This window comes from Oribacterium sp. HCP28S3_H8 (assembly GCF_052064775.1).
GTDB lineage: Bacteria > Bacillota > Clostridia > Lachnospirales > Lachnospiraceae > Oribacterium.
In genome coordinates this window covers 1-15531 of the sequence record NZ_JBQHUZ010000001.1, presented here as the reverse complement: position 1 = coordinate 15531, position 15531 = coordinate 1, and the positions used below count along the sequence as shown (strand labels likewise).

Genomic DNA, 15531 nt, shown 5'->3' with positions numbered 1-15531 from the left:
TGCCCTTATCAGAGTATGAATAGGGTAACACTTCAGAGGCACCACATGAATAGAAGCTTTGATCCGGTCCATGGATCTTTACTAAAAAATATTCTTATATTTACACCGCCGCTCATGATTTCCATCCTGCTGCAGCGACTTTTTAATGCAACCGATACCCTGATCGTCGGTCATTTCTGCGGATCTCAGGCACTCGCCTCTGTCGGTGCCGGCGGTCCGATGATCAATTTCTTTGTCTGGGGCTTGATCAGTCTCTCCGTGGGCAGTGATGTTGTCATCTCCACACTGATCGGAGAAGGCAACCATAAGGATCTTTTCCGCGCTATGCATTGCATCTATTTCCTTGCCATCATCTCAGGACTGATTTTTTCGCTTGCAGGTATTTTACTCTCACCAGTAATACTCCGTCTCATGTCTGTACCGGACTATACTTTTACGGAAACGCAGCATTACTGCCAGATCTATTTTACCGGACTCATCTTTACAGCAATCTATAATTTCGGAGCTTCCATACTGCGTTCCGCCGGAGATACCAGACGGCCCACATTTTTTCTGTTTCTGGGAGGACTGCTTAACGTTGTCCTGGACCTGCTTTTTGTTGTGACGTTCCACTGGCAGGTTGCCGGTGCAGCATTTGCATCCGCAATTTCTCAGTTATTTTCCGCAGCACTTGTCACATTATACCTCTGCCGTGGAGCTGGTCCTGACAGACTGTACCTTAATAAGATCCGTCCTGATCCTAAATTTTTCAGAAAAATACTGTCAATCGGCATTCCATCCTCTATTCAGGGTATTATGTTCTCGATCAGCAATATCATCGTGCAGTCCAGTATCAACACCTTTGGCTCTGCCGCCATTGCGGCTAACAGCGCGGCACTGACACTGGAAGATTTTGTTTATGTAGCATCATCTGCATTCAACCAGACTACCGTTACCTTTACAGGACTAAACGCAGGCGCCGGTAAAACAAAACGCATTCCAAAAATACTAGTGACAATGCTTATTTTAAGCGGAATTTCCGGATATCTGATTGGATTTCTGGACTATCATTTCGGCCCGGAGCTGCTTGGACTGTTTACCAATGAGGTCGTTGTGATCCGCTTGGGCATGTATCGCTTACATTATGTTGCATCCTTATTATTTCTTAACGGAACAATCGATGTCTTTGTCGGTTCCATGCGTGGCATGGGCTACTCCACGAGACCTACCCTCGTAACCCTGACAACCATCTGCGGAAGCCGGATTCTCTTTATCCTGACCTGGTTTAAAACCCACCATTCTCTGAATGTACTATATCTGTGCTTTCCACTAAGCTGGATCATTGCGATTATCTGCCAGTTTTTCCTCTGGATCTATCTTTACCACCAATACCTAAGCCGCACAGCTGCTGCCTGACTTTGATAAGACCAGAACCATAGCTTATTCTTCTTACCGCAGAAAGACATATTCCGTATCCGTCGAATGTCTCTCGTCGAAATGGTAGCCGCTCCAGTCAAAGCTCCGGATCTCCTCCGGAGTTTCCGCATGGATGCTTGCCATAAAACGAACCATCTCTCCCCGGGCCATCTTGGCGTATACACCTTTCTGGATCACTTTATCACCTTCCAGCTCACCAAAGATGCAGCTTACATAGCGGTCGCCGGACTTCAGATATTTCTCAATGCATTTGGAATATTCCCTGGATGCCAGATTAACGACGGTCCTGCTGTCATCCATCACTTCCTTGTAAAGCGCATCACCCCAGAAATCATAAAGATTTTTGTATCCGCCGACACAAGCCTTAGCCTGCATTTCCAGTCGATAAGGAACCACTCCATCCATAGGCTTCAGGACACCGTAAAAACCGGATAAAATCCGGAAATGCTTCTGAATGTATTGAAGCTCCCCATCCTCAAATACCGCCGGAGCCATATAGGTATACTGGATTCCGTCATAGGAAAGGATCGCCGGTGTCAGATTTGTATAAAGCTCCATATGCATAAACCGCCCGGTATTCTGCTTCGCAATCTTGTCATTGCACGCCCAAAGCTTTTTTTGCTCCTCATACGTAAGACTGCAAATCCAGTTTTTAAGGATCGTAGTCTTATCCATAAACACCGGCATCTCCGTGCATATAAAGGTATCTGCATTCACCTGCATCTTTTTGGCCGGAGATATAATGACTCTCATTCCAGCGCTCCAAGCATCTGCTGAGGATTCTCCGCCGCTTTTACCTTATCCATGGCTTTGATGATAAACCCGTTTTCATCAATCAGATACGTGGTTCTTACCACTCCCATGTAGACCTTGCCGTAATTTTTCTTTTCCTTCCAGACATCATATGCCTGGATCACTTCCTTTTCCGGATCCGCGAGCAGCGTAAACGGCAGACCGTATTTCTCCTCAAACTTTTTATGCGATGCAACACTATCCTTGCTGATGCCTATCACAACAGCACCCTTTGTGCGAAACTGCGGGTACAGCTCACCAAAGCCACATGCCTGTTTTGTACATCCGGCAGTCATATCCTTGGGATAAAAATAAAGGATGACCTTCTGTCCTCTATAATCTGCAAGACTTCTCATTTCTCCGTTCTGATCCGGCAGCGTAAAATCCGGTGCCTTGGTTCCAACCTCTAACATCTTTTCCTCCTTGCACTATATGCGCTGATTTTCTTAAATCATCTTACCATAATTTCATAATACATTTTTCAGACTTTTCTTTTCAGACTTCTGAGATAATTTTTCTGCTCTGCCGTAATGCGATAGCTCTCGATCGCTTTCTGAATCGTTTTGTTGTGCTTCCATAGATCAAGCCTGTCTGTCTCAAGATATGGGATCGTTTCATCCCACTGCTTTGCAAGTGCCGTTGCGTAAAACCAGGCGATCATCATGTTTACGTAATATTCACTGCTACGCACTGCCGCCGGAAGCTCCAGATATACCGGTTTAAAATCCTCATCCAGAAAATGCTTCATCAGCATCCCTATCCCAAAGCGGCAGACATACGTGTGCGGGGACACAATCCATGCCCTGATTTTTACGATCAATTCCGCTTTATGCTTTGCGAATGCCTTTGGCGATATTGAATCGCAGACGGCCCAGTTATCAATATACGGCAGAAATGCCTCCATCTGCTGCATACAGATCTCATAATCCCGTTCCTCCGAAATCAAAAGTCCATGAAGCAGATCCTCATCATAATATGGATGCGGCAGTTGATTTAAAAACTGTATATGTTCCGGATCCTTATAATATTTTTTAGCAAGCTTCCGTAACGCCGGGATACGGACGCCTATAATGCGGTCTCGGGACACCCCCGGCGTTAAACGAGCTTGAAAGACCGCGTACTTCGGATCCTTAAGTAAAAATAGTTCCTTCTGAATATCAATCCCCATACATCTGCCACTCCCAGCACATGAAGCACTCTAAGCACACTTCCTTTGAACTCTCCAAATCCTTACTTCTTATATCAATACTATCACCATGTATGTGCAAAAAATTGTCTCACGCATTTTTATCATGCAGGTATTGGATATACTTATTTCCCCAGACCTTAATACTCTCAAGCACCGGTTCAAACTCCCGTCCGATATCTGTCAGCTTATACTTGTATTTAACAATCACTGCGAGCTCGGTGCTATCGCAATGACCGGATATGCCTTTGGTATAAACTAAATCCAATGCGCAGAATCCGATTTCAGCACAAACTGTACTCCATCAACGCGGCACCTGCGCATACGTCATTGCTGTGAGTGCTTCACCTATAAGCTGCTCCGGCTGACTATCCGGGCGGATCCATGCAATGATCCTGTTCTCCGGCAGGATCATTGGCATCCTATCATGTATAAATCGTATTTCCGTAGCAGGGTCTCTTGTCAGAATCACAAAATGCGGCATTCCCTCCTCAATCCTGTACAATCCGCATAGCCACGTGATGGAACTGTCCTTAGGCAGGATCTTATATTTTTTGCCGGTATGCGTCCTTCCATCATTTCCGACAACATGCTCCCACTCAAAATACCAGGACGCCGGGACAATACAGCGATGTTTCCGCCAGTCATTCTGAAACGTCGCTTTAACAGCTGCGGTTTCCACCCTTGCATTAATCAGCAGTGATTTCCCGGAATACCCCCACTTCATCGGAAATACTGCCCTTTCACCGGAACGGTCAGGTGCAATCACCGGCACAATATCCTGAGGACGGATCTCTCCACCCGTCTTGATTTCACTTCTCCTCTGCCACCTGCTCATCAATGGCGAATGCTTCATCTCCTCAGTAATCTCCCGAAGCTCCGGAGAATCATCGATCCAATATCTGCAGCACATACGATTCCCCCAACTTATATTTAGCCTGCGCTTATCTTGCTGGCTCCGTTAGTAAGGCTGATTACAGTCTCTCACGTGCCATCATCAGCGCATACCCAAGCAGATTTTGTCCTTTTCTGCCCTGCAGCTCATACATGCCGGTGTCCGTCCAGAAGTCCCGCAATGCTTTGGTAAATCGCATCGATGCGCTGAAGCTCCTCCTCAGAAAACTCCGTATGCCCAACTACACCCAGATTTTCCACGATCTGCTCCGGCTTGGACGCGCCGATCAGCACCGACGTAATCTCCGGATCCCGGAGTACCCAGGCAAGCGCCATCTGCGGCAGCGTCTGTCCCCGCTCCCCCGCAAGATCCTTAAGCGCCTGGATTGCCTTAAGCTTCTCCGGCTGTATCACATCCTCCTTATGCAAAAATCTCCCATCTCTTGCCACCCTGCTATCCGCCGGTATCCCATGCAGATACTTTTCCGAGAGTTCCCCCTGCGCAAGCGGCGAGAAGCAGATCACACCCATGCCGTCCTCTTTTGCACATGCCTTAAGTCCATTTTCCTCAATTGTCCTGTCAAAAATCGAGTAGCGGTTCTGGTTGATGATCAGCGGCAAATGCAGCTCCTTCGCAATCCTCTGCGCTTCCCGGGCACGCTCCCCATTGTAATTGGAAATGCCTGCATACAACGCTTTGCCCGAACGCACGATCTGATCCAATGCAAGCATAGTTTCCTCAAGCGGTGTTTCCGGATCCATGCGATGATGATAAAAAATATCCACATACTCAAGATGCATCCTCTTTAAGGATTCATCCAGCGAAGAAATCAGATACTTCCGGCTGCCCCAGTTTCCATAAGGGCCCGGCCACATATCATAGCCCGCCTTGGTGGAAATGATCAGCTCATTACGGTACGGCTTCAGATCCTGCTCGTAAATCCGCCCAAAATTCTCCTCCGCCGCACCATAGACCGGTCCATAGTTGTTGGCAAGATCAAAATGAGTGATGCCATGGTCGAATGCTGTAAAAATCAGCGCCTTCATGTTGTCATAGTTGTCTTTAGAGCCAAAATTATGCCAAAGCCCAAGACTCACCTTTGGAAGCCTCAGACCGGAAGCTCCGCAGCGCTTATATAAAATTTTTTCATCATCATAGCGATGCTCCGACGCCTGATACTCATTAAATTGATACATGATTCACTCCTTCTGTCTCACAAAAGCATAAATCACAAAATAGATCAGATTATACACCCGTCCCTACTATGTTTACGTAGTTTTATGTGTTTGCCAGCAGTCTTACTAATTCCACATTTTATATTATATATCTCAGCCTTCATGTATACCACAATTGTATTTGCTCTTCTATACTGAGCGTTTACACAGGAGCATAGATCAATAGAATCTTATGAAGAAGTCCGTAAAAGAAGAATATGCATTAGTTCCAAGCAGAGAATATCTTGAAATCCTCAAGATTTTATTGCACTAATCTGTAAAAGTGCTATAAGAATAATATAAACAGATCTGCTGCGAGCGGCTCTGTAGGGGGAAATTACATATGTCTAAAAAGAAAAGCAAGTGGGAAACGTATAAGACGTCCGTCATTCTCATCACCTTTTGTGTCATCGGAGCAATTCTGGGACTTGTCCTAGGACCTTCTATTTCCAATATTGTCCGACCAATCGGCAACATTTTTCTGAACCTTCTGTTCTGCACAATTGTTCCTCTGATCTTCTTTTCGATCGCGGGTTCTATCGCCAACACTAATGATACCAGGAAGGTTGGAAAAACACTGATCATCTCTCTGGTCTTTTTTATCGCAACAGCAACCCTGGCTTCTTTAATCACCATGGGTGTCACCAGCCTCGTCGGAGTACCAACGAATTTTCAGGTAGATATGGAAACCACGGATGCAGCAAAGACTTCACTTACCGATCAAATCGTTGGCACCTTTACTGTGGGAGATTTTCCGGATCTGATTTCGCGTTATCATGTACTGCCATTAATCATCATGACGATCTTTTTTGGCATCTGCTGTTCATTCGTCGGTAAAGAAGCTGAACCAATGAAACAATTCCTGAATTCCGGCTCTGCCATCATGTACAAGATGGTTTCTGAACTGATGAAGCTCGCTCCTATCGGTCTGGGCGCCTACTTTGCAGACTTAACGGCAACCTATGGCATTGAAATCCTCAAGACCTACGGATTTGCCATGCTCACATTCTATGGCATCGTCTTTGCCTACTTCTTCATTTTCCTGGGTATTTATGCCTATATCGGAGCAGGCTCCTGGGGTGTAAAGCATTATTTTAAGAGTATACTGCCAGCTGCACTGACTGCCCTTGGAACCCGTTCATCGGCAGCTACTATTCCGCTTCAGATGGATGCCTGCAAGACACTGGGTGTCCCGGATGATATTTATTCTGTCGTCATTCCACTCGGTGCAACATGTCACATGGACGGTGCCTGCATCGCCATGACATATTGCATTGTTTTGGCCACGACCATGTTTGGCATGCCGCTGAAAGCAAGCCAGATTGCTCTGGCCGTATTTGTGGCTGTTGCTTCCTCTGTGGCTACTTCTTCTGTTCCCGGTGGTGGTGCGGCAGGCGAAACGATGATCATTTCCGTATTTGGTCTGCCGGATGCAGCAATGCCTATCCTTCTCATGATCATCGAGCTCTTTGATCCGGGATGCACACTGCTGAATTCCTGCGGTGATACTGTGGTTTCCATGGTCGCTTCTCGTTTTGTTTATGGTAAAGACTGGTATAAGCACACAACAGAGAGTTTAGATAAAGTGGAAGGTTAAATATGCGTTTAAATCCAGATACAATATTAAAAGATCCTGCATATCCTCAAGACGGTCAGCCCGACGCTCGTTTATTTGAGGAAAAAGTAGACGGCAGTACCGTTTACGGAGAAATTTATCTGCCTGGTTCAATCTATGAATCCCCTCATCCCCTGGTACTGCTCTTTCATGGCATCCCCGGCACAACAGTGAATGATGATATTGCGCAAGATCTGCGCAGGATTGGCTTTGAAGTGATCCGGATCTTCCATCGCGGTGCCTGGGGATCTGAAGGAACCTATTCATTTTCCCATTGCATAGATGATGCGATGGCAACTGCGATTTATGCCAGAAATCACGCCATGGATCTAAACATCGACCCGGACAACATCTTCCTTGCCGGACATTCCAACGGAGGCAACACCGTGTTGAACGTTCTTCCTCAGCTTCCCTGGGTACGTGGGGCAGTCGTAATGGCTCCATTCAATCATGCCTCCCTTTGGAAATATGACATCCCTACAGGGCAGACACACGAAGAGGCCGTCGCTCAATTCTGCACAGAGCTCGGGCATGTGCTGCACAAAGCTTCTGATACGGCACTCTTTGAAGATAGTAAAGCGCACATGGCAGACTGGGATTTTGCAAATAAAGCAGAAGTGCTTAAGGACCGAAATCTCCTGATCCAGGTAGGCCTCTATGATGACGATGCTCCGGAAAAGACCAATGTCGCTGATCTCTGGAAGAAACTGGAGTCGCTACCCACAACAGCCAGTCACCGGCTGATTCGTTATCCGGGAAAGCATGGATTTGATTCCTGCCGTCTGCAGCTTGCTGAGGATATGGGCCGCTGGATGGCTTCCCTCATCCGATAGCACATAGTATGGATCCGGATCATCGATCCGTTCGGTCAGTCTTCCTATGCCCTCGGTGTCTTCCGGTTCACAAACCAGAAGCCGTTCTCCTCATAAAACAGCTCGACTCTCTGCCCGAGAATCCGGCAGACATACCGGATCCCAGCACCTCCTGCCTTGAGGCTGGCACACCGGTCCACGCGGAGGATGCGGTCCACATCGTATTTGCGGCCATCCTCCCAGATGAGGCGGAGCGGTTTCATCCTCCCGTCGGAGGAAAAATCCGCGATCACCTCAACATAGGCTTTATATGGACTGACGGTAAGGGTTTCCTGCGCGTGTTCTGTAAGCGGCGCATCACTCTGCACCTCCGGGCGGTCCGGTCTCCCGGAATCATGATGATAGTCGTAAACGCCCATGTAATTCACCTGCCTTCCGTGCAAAGAACCGCCTCACAGCCGCTCCGGTTTCCATGTTCCAGATACGAATGCGGATGGATCATGTGATCCTCCGCCGTCGCATTTAAGGAGGATAGATACCGATCCTCATGCATAATACCCCGCTTCACCGCCGCATATCCATATCTGCTGCGGATCAGCGTCACCATCCGATCTGCCCGCATCTGCCGCTCGCGGTACTGCTCGTTCAGAAACAGGGTGAGCTGCCTTGGCTGCCCTTCCGGCTTTAAGTTTCCAACGCTGATCCCAATGCTCCGGACCGGCTTCTCCCAGCGGTACAGCTTTTGAAAGATGTCAAATGCCGCTTCCTCAATCTCTCCGGAAATATTTGTCGGCGCGGAAATCTTTTTCTGCTGATGAAATCCCCAGAGATCCGTGTTTCTCACATACACAGAAATCACCTGCCCCTCAAAGTGATTCCTCCGGAGGCGCTCTGATACACTCTCCGCAAGAAGATAGAGGACAAGCCGTACATCCTCATCATTTACCAGATCCCGCGGCGTTGTCGTACTGTTTCCGATACTCTTGATTGGTGCTTCCACGCCAAGGTCATTCACCGGCGTCCGATCCTCCCCTCTTGCAAATACCGAGAGCATCGGGCCGATCTTGCCAAACCAGTTCTGAAGGTAACGCGGATCCGCTTCCGCCAGCTCCCCGATAGTGCGAATGCCGTATTTCTCCAGTTTCTCCTCTGTCCTCCTCCCGACATACAGAAGATCCGACACTGGAAGCGGGTAAATCAACTTCTTGTAGTTGTTCCTGTCAAAAATCGTAATTGCGTCAGGTTTCTTATAGTCGCTGCCGAGCTTCGCGTAGATCTTGTTCCAGGAGACGCCAATGCTGACTGTGATGCCGAGCTCCCGGCGGATCCTCGCGCTGATCTCCTGCGCAATCCGGTATCCATTCTCGATGGTCTGCGTGTGATCGCCCAGGAGCGCGCAGCTGTCCGTGAGGTCGATCCAGCATTCATCCAGGCCAAAACTCTCCACCTGCTCGGAATATTCCTGATAAATAGCTCTTGCCATGCGGGAGAACCGCAGATACAGGTACATTCTCGGCGGAACAAAGACAAGCTCCGGACAGCACTGCCTCGCCTGCCAGAGTGCCATGCCGGTCTTCACGCCGTGGCGCTTCGCGATGTAGTTTGCCGTAAGGACAATACCGTGCCGCTCTTCCGGATCTCCACCGACCGCAAGCGGCTTTCCGGCAAGCTCCGGGTGGTACAGCATTTCCACTGAAGCGTAAAAACAGTTGCAGTCCACATGCAGTATGATCCGATCCGACATCTTTTTCACCTCTCTCCCTTGCCTTCCGCCGGAGACTGCACCGGCAGCTGTTCTGTCCCTGCTGATCACAGGGCCTGCAAAGAGAAACGTGGCATCGTGGTTTCTCTCTGTATGACCAGTATATCGCTATTTTGAATGGTTGAAAATAGACGTTTTAGCCCGTTTTTACTTTTAATAGTGGTTTTTCTATTGACTTTGCTGTACAGGATGCTATTCTGTAGGGGAGAGGATACGGACCTGCATGCAGCGGGATACCCGCTGCGGAACATAATCAGACACGTCAGAAAGAGGTGCTTTATGGATAATATCGGCGCAATCATCTCATCTTACCGGAAGAAGGCGCACATATCCCAGACCGAACTTGTGGGAAGGCTGCAAGAGGAAGGAATTGAAGTCACTCAGAAAAGCGTTTCCGCATGGGAGACTGGGCGGAATGAAGTCTCCGCGCGGGTTTTCCTGCATATTTGCCGGATTCTGGAGATTCCGGACTGCCTGGAGGAATATTTCGGGAGCAACCCGAAGGATCCGTTAGCCATGCTGAATGACGAAGGAAAACAGAAAGCGCTCTCCTATATTGGCATGCTGGCACACCCGGTGAGCTACGTCAAGGAGACGAACGTGATCCCACATCCGGCAGCTCCGGCGGACAGTCCTTCCATGACCCGACTCCGGCTTTACGACGCAAGAGTATCCGCCGGACACGGAGATTTTCTTGATTCCGATTATTACACGACCATCGAAGTGCCCGCCAGGGACGCAAAGAACGCGGATTTTGCCGTTACGGTAAGCGGAGACAGTATGGAACCGGCATTTCATGATCATGACATGGTTTATGTGCACCAGCAGGAAACGCTGGATGACGGGGAAATCGGTATTTTTTCGCTAAACGACAACGCGTATATCAAGAAACTGAAAAATGACAGCAACGGGACATTCCTGATTTCGCTGAATCAGAAATATGATCCGATCCCGGTGCATCTTGACCGCGATGACTTCCGCATCTTCGGGAAGGTGTGCAGAGCTGCCTGGTAAGGATCACAATATGTCAGTCAGAGTCTTATGGGGAGGTGATGCAGCTTGAGAGAAACAGAAACACCTAACAATTTGCTGGAAGCCCGGAAGTCCGCCGGGATTTCCCGGAACAAAGCCGCCAAGGATCTGAACGTCGATCCCAAAACGCTCTATCGCTATGAAAACGGGACGCAGTGCCCGAATGTGTATGTGGCGATCCGGCTCTCCGATTACTATCACCGGACCGTGAAAGAATTGTTCCCGCCAAGAAGCGGGATCTGAAGAAAAAACGCCTGAAAACAGACAGCAAGCGGACATTTTGCAGACATTTCTAAAAAAAACTATTCCGTGCTGATGGTTATCGTAACATCTCCTTGTGAAAGAAGATCTGCCATCTCTGCCTCATCCTTATCAGATATATGACCAAGCCTTGTGTATGACCAGCTGTTGGAGCCATAGAACACTACCATCTGATTGCCGGAGTATAGTACAATGTCACCTGAAGTCGTTGTTGTCTGCTTATCATCTCGTGGCAAGCTCTGTCCTATGGAACCCACCTGTTCAAAACCGCCATACATTGACATCTGAATGGTAATATCACCATCTTTAGCCATATCCCGCAATCTTTCTACAGCCTGATTGTCTTCCCACTCCACATTAACTTTTGTACCATCAATCATCATTATCATAGTACTATCTTCAATAGCTTCATCATCTGCTGATTCATCTTTTTCTGCCAGCTGATACATAGCCGTTCCCTCCGACATGACATTCTCTTCTGAACTTTCTGTTTCAACATTTTCTGATGTTGATATTTCAGTTACTGCATTCTGATTATCACCGGAGTTTATTGTATTTCCTGAACAGGCGCTCATACAAAACATGATTGTCATACAGAATGCTATCACAATCATTTTTTCTTTCATATCAAGCATCCTTTATCTTAAAGACTTTCCAAACTCGAAAGCCTCGTTTAACTCTTCTGTTTTCCCGGATGCCTCACCCATATCACCTATGCCACCGCAGAATAAGGAACCTGAAAACTGAGCCTTTTCGAAGCAATCAACCCATCCTTGAAGTCCACTTTCTGCCTTTTTAGGCACAAACTCTTCATCCTCAGCTGCTACAGAGAGCATATATACATTTCTAAATTTATAATCTGAAGGATATAGAGGATTGAGCCTGTCCAAAAGAGTCTTCATCTGACCACTCATCTCATAGTAATAAATCGGAGTGACGAATACCAATGTATCTACGTTCTTTACTTTATCAGCAATCGTGGCAGCATCATCCTTAATGACACATTTCTGAGTATTCTGACATGCCAGACATCCTATACAAAAACCGATGTTCTTCCCTTTAAGACTTATATGCTCCACATCATGACCTGATGCTTTTGCTCCTTCTATAAGCTTTTCAGTAAGTATATCTGAATTGCTATTTGCACGAAGGCTTGTTGAAATTACTAATACTTTGCTCATATCATCTCATCCTTTATTTCTTTTCTATTGGCACGACATTTTCTATCTTCTTAATCAGTTTTGCGGGAACGCCTCCCACAATTGTGTTTTCCTCTACATCTTTAGTTACAACAGCTCCGGCTGCAATTACAGCACCGTCACCGATTGTAACTCCTCTGGTTATAATTGCTCCTGCTCCAATCCAAACCCTGTTTCCAATATGTATAGGAGCACACAGAAGGTGCCTGTCATAAGGATTCAAATCATGATCCAGAGTAGCAAGGACGACCCTGTGCCCAATCAGGGTGTTATCACCAATGTATATGCCGCCCTGATCCTGGAAGCTGCATCCAGAATTGATGAATACATTTTTTCCGATGTGAATGTTTCTTCCAAAATCCGTATAAAAAGGCGGGAACAATCTCAAGCTTTCATCCACTTCCTCACCTGTCAGTTCAGACATGATCCTGACTATCTCTTCCGGTGTGTGATACTTTGTATTTAATTCCATGGTCTGCTTTATAGCAGCCTGGCTCTGCCTCATGGAACATTCATGCATCTCTTCTGTCATATCTTCTACTCTGTCCGAATTAAGATATTCCAGTATTTCCTCAACCGTTATCATTATTTCAGATTCTCCTTAAAGAAGCTCTCCATCTTGTCAAAAGGAATATAATCCTTATCTCCGCCATCATATAGATCTGTATGCACCGCATCAGGGATTATCATAAGTTCTTTATTATCAGCATACTTGCTGTCTTTGATCATATCTGCATAAGCATCCTTTGAGAAATAACATGAATGTGCCTTTTCTCCATGGACAAGTAATACTGCACTTCTGATCTCATTGCTGTACTTAAGGATTGGCTGATTAACGAAAGACTCACAACCGATCACATTCCAGCCTCCATTGGAATTAAGGCTTCTCTTGTGATAACCTCTGTCAGTCTTGTAGTAATCATAATAGTCTTTCACAAAGAAAGGTGCATCCTCCGGAAGTGGATCTACTACACCGCCGCCAAGCTTATACTCACCTGCCTTAAGGTCTTCAAGTCTCTGAGCGCACATGGCAGCCCTCTTCTGATACCTTGCTTCCTCGCTGTCCTCGGAGTCAAAATATCCCTTGGCATTTACTCTTGTCATGTCATACATTGTCACTGCAGCTGTAGCTTTGATCCTTGTATCAAGAGCTGCTGTATTTACAGCCATGCCACCCCATCCACAGATACCGATGATTCCAATCCTGTCAGGATCTACTTTTTCATTAAGTGAAAGGAAATCAACTGCAGCCATGAAATCTTCTGTGTTGATATCAGGAGATGCCATGTATCTTACATTTCCTCCGGACTCACCTGTAAAAGAAGGATCAAAAGCGATTGTTAAGAATCCTCTTTCTGCCATTGTCTGAGCATAAAGACCTGAGCACTGCTCTTTAACTGCACCGAATGGCCCGCATACAGCAATTGCAGGGAGCTTTCCTTCCGCATTCTTTGGAACATACATATCTGCCGCAAGAGTGATTCCATATCTGTTTACAAATGTAACTTTGCTGTGGTCTACTTTATCACTTTTCTTAAAGGTTTTATCCCATTCCGTTACAAGGTTCAGTTCTTCTTTTCTGATCATTTTACATTCCTCCGTTTTAATTACTTTTCTTTTTGGATCTGTCTTATCAAAAAATCCATGTTATCAACTTTCTTCTGACTGTCATGAAGTTCGTCCATCAGATGGCACCGGCATTTTCTAAGATCTCGAAGAAGCGTATCTGTATCCCCTTCTTCATACATTTTTTTCATAAAGCTTATTTCTTTCTCATCACAGCCCATGTCAGTAAGGCTTTCAAGAATCTTTTTGGTATCCATCTTTTTTGCTCCTTCTGATTTCATAGTAAATCCTTGACCAGGTTTTCGCTAATGAATAAAATAAATATCATGATATTCGTTTTTGGAATAACACTTTAATTGTCAACTTCATTGAGGCTTTCATGGAAATTAAAAATCTCAGATATTTTCGTGCAGTTGCAAGGGAAGAAAATATGTCAAAGGCTGCTGAGCAGCTTCATGTATCACAGCCTACTCTTTCAAAGACATTAAAATCATTAGAGGAAGAACTTGGGAAGAAACTGTTTGTAAGGCACAGCTTCAGTATTTCACTCACTGATGAAGGGATGCTTCTACGTGACCGTGCTCAGGATCTTGTGGCTATGTCAGATAAGATAGAACAGGAATTTAGTTCCCTGAATGATATAACAGGTGGGGATATTTATTTTGGACTGGCAGAAAGCTATCAGATCAGATACCTTGCCAGAGAGATCTATAAGTTAAAAGAAAAATACCCCAACTTCACTTATCATATAACCAGCGGAGATACTGAACAGGTTACTGAAAAGCTTGATAAAGGCATTTTAGACTTTGCTGTACTATGTGAAACACCTGACAGCAATAAATATGAATATGTTAAGTTTCCGGAAGCCGATGTATGGGGAGCAATCATATCTTCATCTCATCCCCTTGCAAAGAAAAAATCCATCCATGTCTCTGACCTGATAGGACAGCCTCTGTTTGTCTCTGAGCAAAGCTGGAACAATGAGATCAAAGTGTGGGCGAAAGACAGATATCAGGAACTTAAGCTTGAAGGCTCTTTCAGACTGTCCTATAACGGCTCTGTATTTGCAAGAGAAAACCTTGGAATACTTCTTACATTTAAGGATCTGATAAATACCGAAGGAACTGACATGGTATTCAGACCACTTTCACCTGAACTGAAGTCAGAACTATATCTCATATGGAATAAATATCAGACCTTTACTCCTATTGCTGGTAAGTTTCTGGAGCAGATAAAAAAGACTTTCAAGTAATTTTCAAGCAGGTCACAGCATAATAAAGCTATGACCTGCTATAGTATAGTGTTCTAATCTTATACGTCACGTAACAAATCTGTAGCCACATCAATCCATACCTGCACCTCAGCAGCTGCAAGACATTACGGATAATCTGCAGACTGTCTTTCACCGATTTGTGTGGCGGCCAGCCCGCTGCCGGCCCGATCCGATCTGCGGATCACTCGCAAGTGCGTATAAATCGGCGGCGTCATTCTCCTCCCAGGATCTGAAAATGAGACGCTTTGTTGTCATTTCCATAGACACATCCTTTTCTTACTTATTCACCACGATGGTCAGCATGACTAGAATTTCCATTATTTTATAGCTGCATGATCAATCAGAATGATGTTCTCCGCACCAGTGCGCGATTTCTGCAATCAGATCAAGAGGAAGGTTCTCCCCATATGGAACCTGAACCGCGCCCTTGCTGAATTTCAGGCCGCGTTTCGTGAATTGGTCCGCAAAATGCTCCACTGCCCCAGGTCCCGGATAGATGCCGATATGC

General features: G+C 46.2%; 19 protein-coding genes. 6 read left to right on the top strand and 13 right to left on the bottom strand.

From position 1 onward, the window contains the following. The first annotated feature begins 45 nt into the window (after positions 1-45). A complete protein-coding gene (locus tag ACTNEN_RS00095; RefSeq protein ID WP_441204029.1) occupies positions 46-1395 on the top strand; it encodes an MATE family efflux transporter in 1350 nt (449 codons plus the stop codon). A gap of 33 nt (positions 1396-1428) precedes the next feature. On the opposite strand, the gene yaaA is transcribed toward ACTNEN_RS00095, so the two are convergent. The 6 genes from yaaA to ACTNEN_RS00065 all read right to left on the bottom strand — a co-directional run bounded on the left by yaaA (position 1429) and on the right by ACTNEN_RS00065 (position 5485). Next, on the bottom strand, positions 1429-2169 hold the full coding sequence (gene yaaA, locus ACTNEN_RS00090) for a peroxide stress protein YaaA (protein ID WP_441204028.1): 741 nt from the start codon (positions 2167-2169) through the stop codon (positions 1429-1431). Then, positions 2166-2621 (bottom strand): thioredoxin-dependent thiol peroxidase, encoded by a 456-nt coding sequence (gene bcp, locus ACTNEN_RS00085; RefSeq protein WP_441204027.1) that lies wholly within the window; start codon positions 2619-2621, stop codon positions 2166-2168. Before bcp ends, yaaA begins: the two co-directional genes overlap by 4 nt. Positions 2622-2689: 68 nt before the next feature. Next, positions 2690-3376, bottom strand: a complete 687-nt coding sequence (locus ACTNEN_RS00080; RefSeq protein ID WP_441204026.1) for a DNA alkylation repair protein — start codon at positions 3374-3376, stop codon at positions 2690-2692. 109 nt (positions 3377-3485) lie between these two features. After that, the gene (locus tag ACTNEN_RS00075; RefSeq protein WP_441204025.1) at positions 3486-3662 is read right to left on the bottom strand and encodes a winged helix-turn-helix transcriptional regulator; all 177 of its coding nucleotides are present in this window, start codon (positions 3660-3662) and stop codon (positions 3486-3488) included. Between the two features lie 36 nt (positions 3663-3698). Next, a complete protein-coding gene (locus ACTNEN_RS00070; protein ID WP_441204024.1) occupies positions 3699-4307 on the bottom strand; it encodes an SOS response-associated peptidase in 609 nt (202 codons plus the stop codon). 128 nt (positions 4308-4435) lie between these two features. After that, the gene (locus ACTNEN_RS00065) at positions 4436-5485 is read right to left on the bottom strand and encodes an aldo/keto reductase (protein WP_441204023.1); all 1050 of its coding nucleotides are present in this window, start codon (positions 5483-5485) and stop codon (positions 4436-4438) included. A 361-nt stretch (positions 5486-5846) separates the two neighbouring features. Here ACTNEN_RS00065 and ACTNEN_RS00060 point away from each other — a divergent pair, with 361 nt between their 5' ends. Further along, a complete protein-coding gene (locus tag ACTNEN_RS00060) occupies positions 5847-7100 on the top strand; it encodes a dicarboxylate/amino acid:cation symporter (RefSeq protein WP_441204022.1) in 1254 nt (417 codons plus the stop codon). A 2-nt stretch (positions 7101-7102) separates the two neighbouring features. Beyond that, on the top strand, positions 7103-7951 hold the full coding sequence (locus ACTNEN_RS00055; RefSeq protein ID WP_441204021.1) for an alpha/beta hydrolase family protein: 849 nt from the start codon (positions 7103-7105) through the stop codon (positions 7949-7951). Positions 7952-7995: 44 nt separating this feature from the next. On the opposite strand, the gene ACTNEN_RS00050 is transcribed toward ACTNEN_RS00055, so the two are convergent. Beyond that, positions 7996-8349, bottom strand: a complete 354-nt coding sequence (locus tag ACTNEN_RS00050) for a hypothetical protein (protein WP_441204020.1) — start codon at positions 8347-8349, stop codon at positions 7996-7998. Positions 8350-8354: 5 nt separating this feature from the next. After that, positions 8355-9743 (bottom strand): DNA polymerase IV, encoded by a 1389-nt coding sequence (dinB, locus tag ACTNEN_RS00045; RefSeq protein WP_441204019.1) that lies wholly within the window; start codon positions 9741-9743, stop codon positions 8355-8357. A gap of 228 nt (positions 9744-9971) precedes the next feature. Here dinB and ACTNEN_RS00040 point away from each other — a divergent pair, with 228 nt between their 5' ends. Beyond that, a complete protein-coding gene (locus ACTNEN_RS00040; RefSeq protein WP_441204018.1) occupies positions 9972-10706 on the top strand; it encodes a S24 family peptidase in 735 nt (244 codons plus the stop codon). 45 nt (positions 10707-10751) lie between these two features. Then, positions 10752-10967, top strand: coding sequence for a helix-turn-helix transcriptional regulator (locus ACTNEN_RS00035; protein ID WP_441204017.1), 216 nt, complete (start codon positions 10752-10754; stop codon positions 10965-10967). A gap of 59 nt (positions 10968-11026) precedes the next feature. Here ACTNEN_RS00035 and ACTNEN_RS00030 read toward each other — a convergent pair whose 3' ends face one another. Genes ACTNEN_RS00030 through ACTNEN_RS00010 form a run of 5 tightly spaced genes read right to left on the bottom strand, consistent with a single transcriptional unit; the run spans position 11027 to position 14007 of the window. After that, complete coding sequence (locus tag ACTNEN_RS00030) at positions 11027-11611, bottom strand: cyclophilin-like fold protein (protein WP_441204016.1); 585 nt, start codon at positions 11609-11611, stop codon at positions 11027-11029. Between the two features lie 12 nt (positions 11612-11623). Further along, positions 11624-12166, bottom strand: a complete 543-nt coding sequence (locus tag ACTNEN_RS00025) for a flavodoxin family protein (RefSeq protein ID WP_441204015.1) — start codon at positions 12164-12166, stop codon at positions 11624-11626. Between the two features lie 13 nt (positions 12167-12179). After that, complete coding sequence (locus ACTNEN_RS00020) at positions 12180-12767, bottom strand: sugar O-acetyltransferase (protein ID WP_441204399.1); 588 nt, start codon at positions 12765-12767, stop codon at positions 12180-12182. A gap of 2 nt (positions 12768-12769) precedes the next feature. Beyond that, positions 12770-13771, bottom strand: coding sequence for an alpha/beta hydrolase (locus tag ACTNEN_RS00015; RefSeq protein WP_441204014.1), 1002 nt, complete (start codon positions 13769-13771; stop codon positions 12770-12772). 20 nt (positions 13772-13791) lie between these two features. After that, positions 13792-14007: a hypothetical protein gene (locus ACTNEN_RS00010; protein WP_024865572.1), complete on the bottom strand. Its 216-nt coding sequence runs from the start codon at positions 14005-14007 to the stop codon at positions 13792-13794. Between the two features lie 122 nt (positions 14008-14129). On the opposite strand from ACTNEN_RS00010, the gene ACTNEN_RS00005 reads away from it, so the two are divergent. After that, positions 14130-15002 (top strand): LysR family transcriptional regulator, encoded by an 873-nt coding sequence (locus ACTNEN_RS00005; protein ID WP_441204013.1) that lies wholly within the window; start codon positions 14130-14132, stop codon positions 15000-15002. Positions 15003-15531 lie beyond the last annotated feature (529 nt).

Bases quoted from the DNA above. Each gene is read 5' to 3' on its own strand.
- ACTNEN_RS00095 (WP_441204029.1), top strand. From the start codon at position 46: ATGAATAGAAGCTTTGATCCGGTCCATGGATCTTTACTAAAAAATATT.
- yaaA (WP_441204028.1), bottom strand. From the start codon at position 2,169: ATGAGAGTCATTATATCTCCGGCCAAAAAGATGCAGGTGAATGCAGAT.
- bcp (WP_441204027.1), bottom strand. From the start codon at position 2,621: ATGTTAGAGGTTGGAACCAAGGCACCGGATTTTACGCTGCCGGATCAG.
- ACTNEN_RS00080 (WP_441204026.1), bottom strand. From the start codon at position 3,376: ATGGGGATTGATATTCAGAAGGAACTATTTTTACTTAAGGATCCGAAG.
- ACTNEN_RS00070 (WP_441204024.1), bottom strand. From the start codon at position 4,307: ATGTGCTGCAGATATTGGATCGATGATTCTCCGGAGCTTCGGGAGATT.
- ACTNEN_RS00065 (WP_441204023.1), bottom strand. From the start codon at position 5,485: ATGTATCAATTTAATGAGTATCAGGCGTCGGAGCATCGCTATGATGAT.
- ACTNEN_RS00060 (WP_441204022.1), top strand. From the start codon at position 5,847: ATGTCTAAAAAGAAAAGCAAGTGGGAAACGTATAAGACGTCCGTCATT.
- ACTNEN_RS00055 (WP_441204021.1), top strand. From the start codon at position 7,103: ATGCGTTTAAATCCAGATACAATATTAAAAGATCCTGCATATCCTCAA.
- ACTNEN_RS00050 (WP_441204020.1), bottom strand. From the start codon at position 8,349: ATGGGCGTTTACGACTATCATCATGATTCCGGGAGACCGGACCGCCCG.
- ACTNEN_RS00040 (WP_441204018.1), top strand. From the start codon at position 9,972: ATGGATAATATCGGCGCAATCATCTCATCTTACCGGAAGAAGGCGCAC.
- ACTNEN_RS00030 (WP_441204016.1), bottom strand. From the start codon at position 11,611: ATGAAAGAAAAAATGATTGTGATAGCATTCTGTATGACAATCATGTTT.
- ACTNEN_RS00025 (WP_441204015.1), bottom strand. From the start codon at position 12,166: ATGAGCAAAGTATTAGTAATTTCAACAAGCCTTCGTGCAAATAGCAAT.
- ACTNEN_RS00015 (WP_441204014.1), bottom strand. From the start codon at position 13,771: ATGATCAGAAAAGAAGAACTGAACCTTGTAACGGAATGGGATAAAACC.
- ACTNEN_RS00010 (WP_024865572.1), bottom strand. From the start codon at position 14,007: ATGGATACCAAAAAGATTCTTGAAAGCCTTACTGACATGGGCTGTGAT.
- ACTNEN_RS00005 (WP_441204013.1), top strand. From the start codon at position 14,130: ATGGAAATTAAAAATCTCAGATATTTTCGTGCAGTTGCAAGGGAAGAA.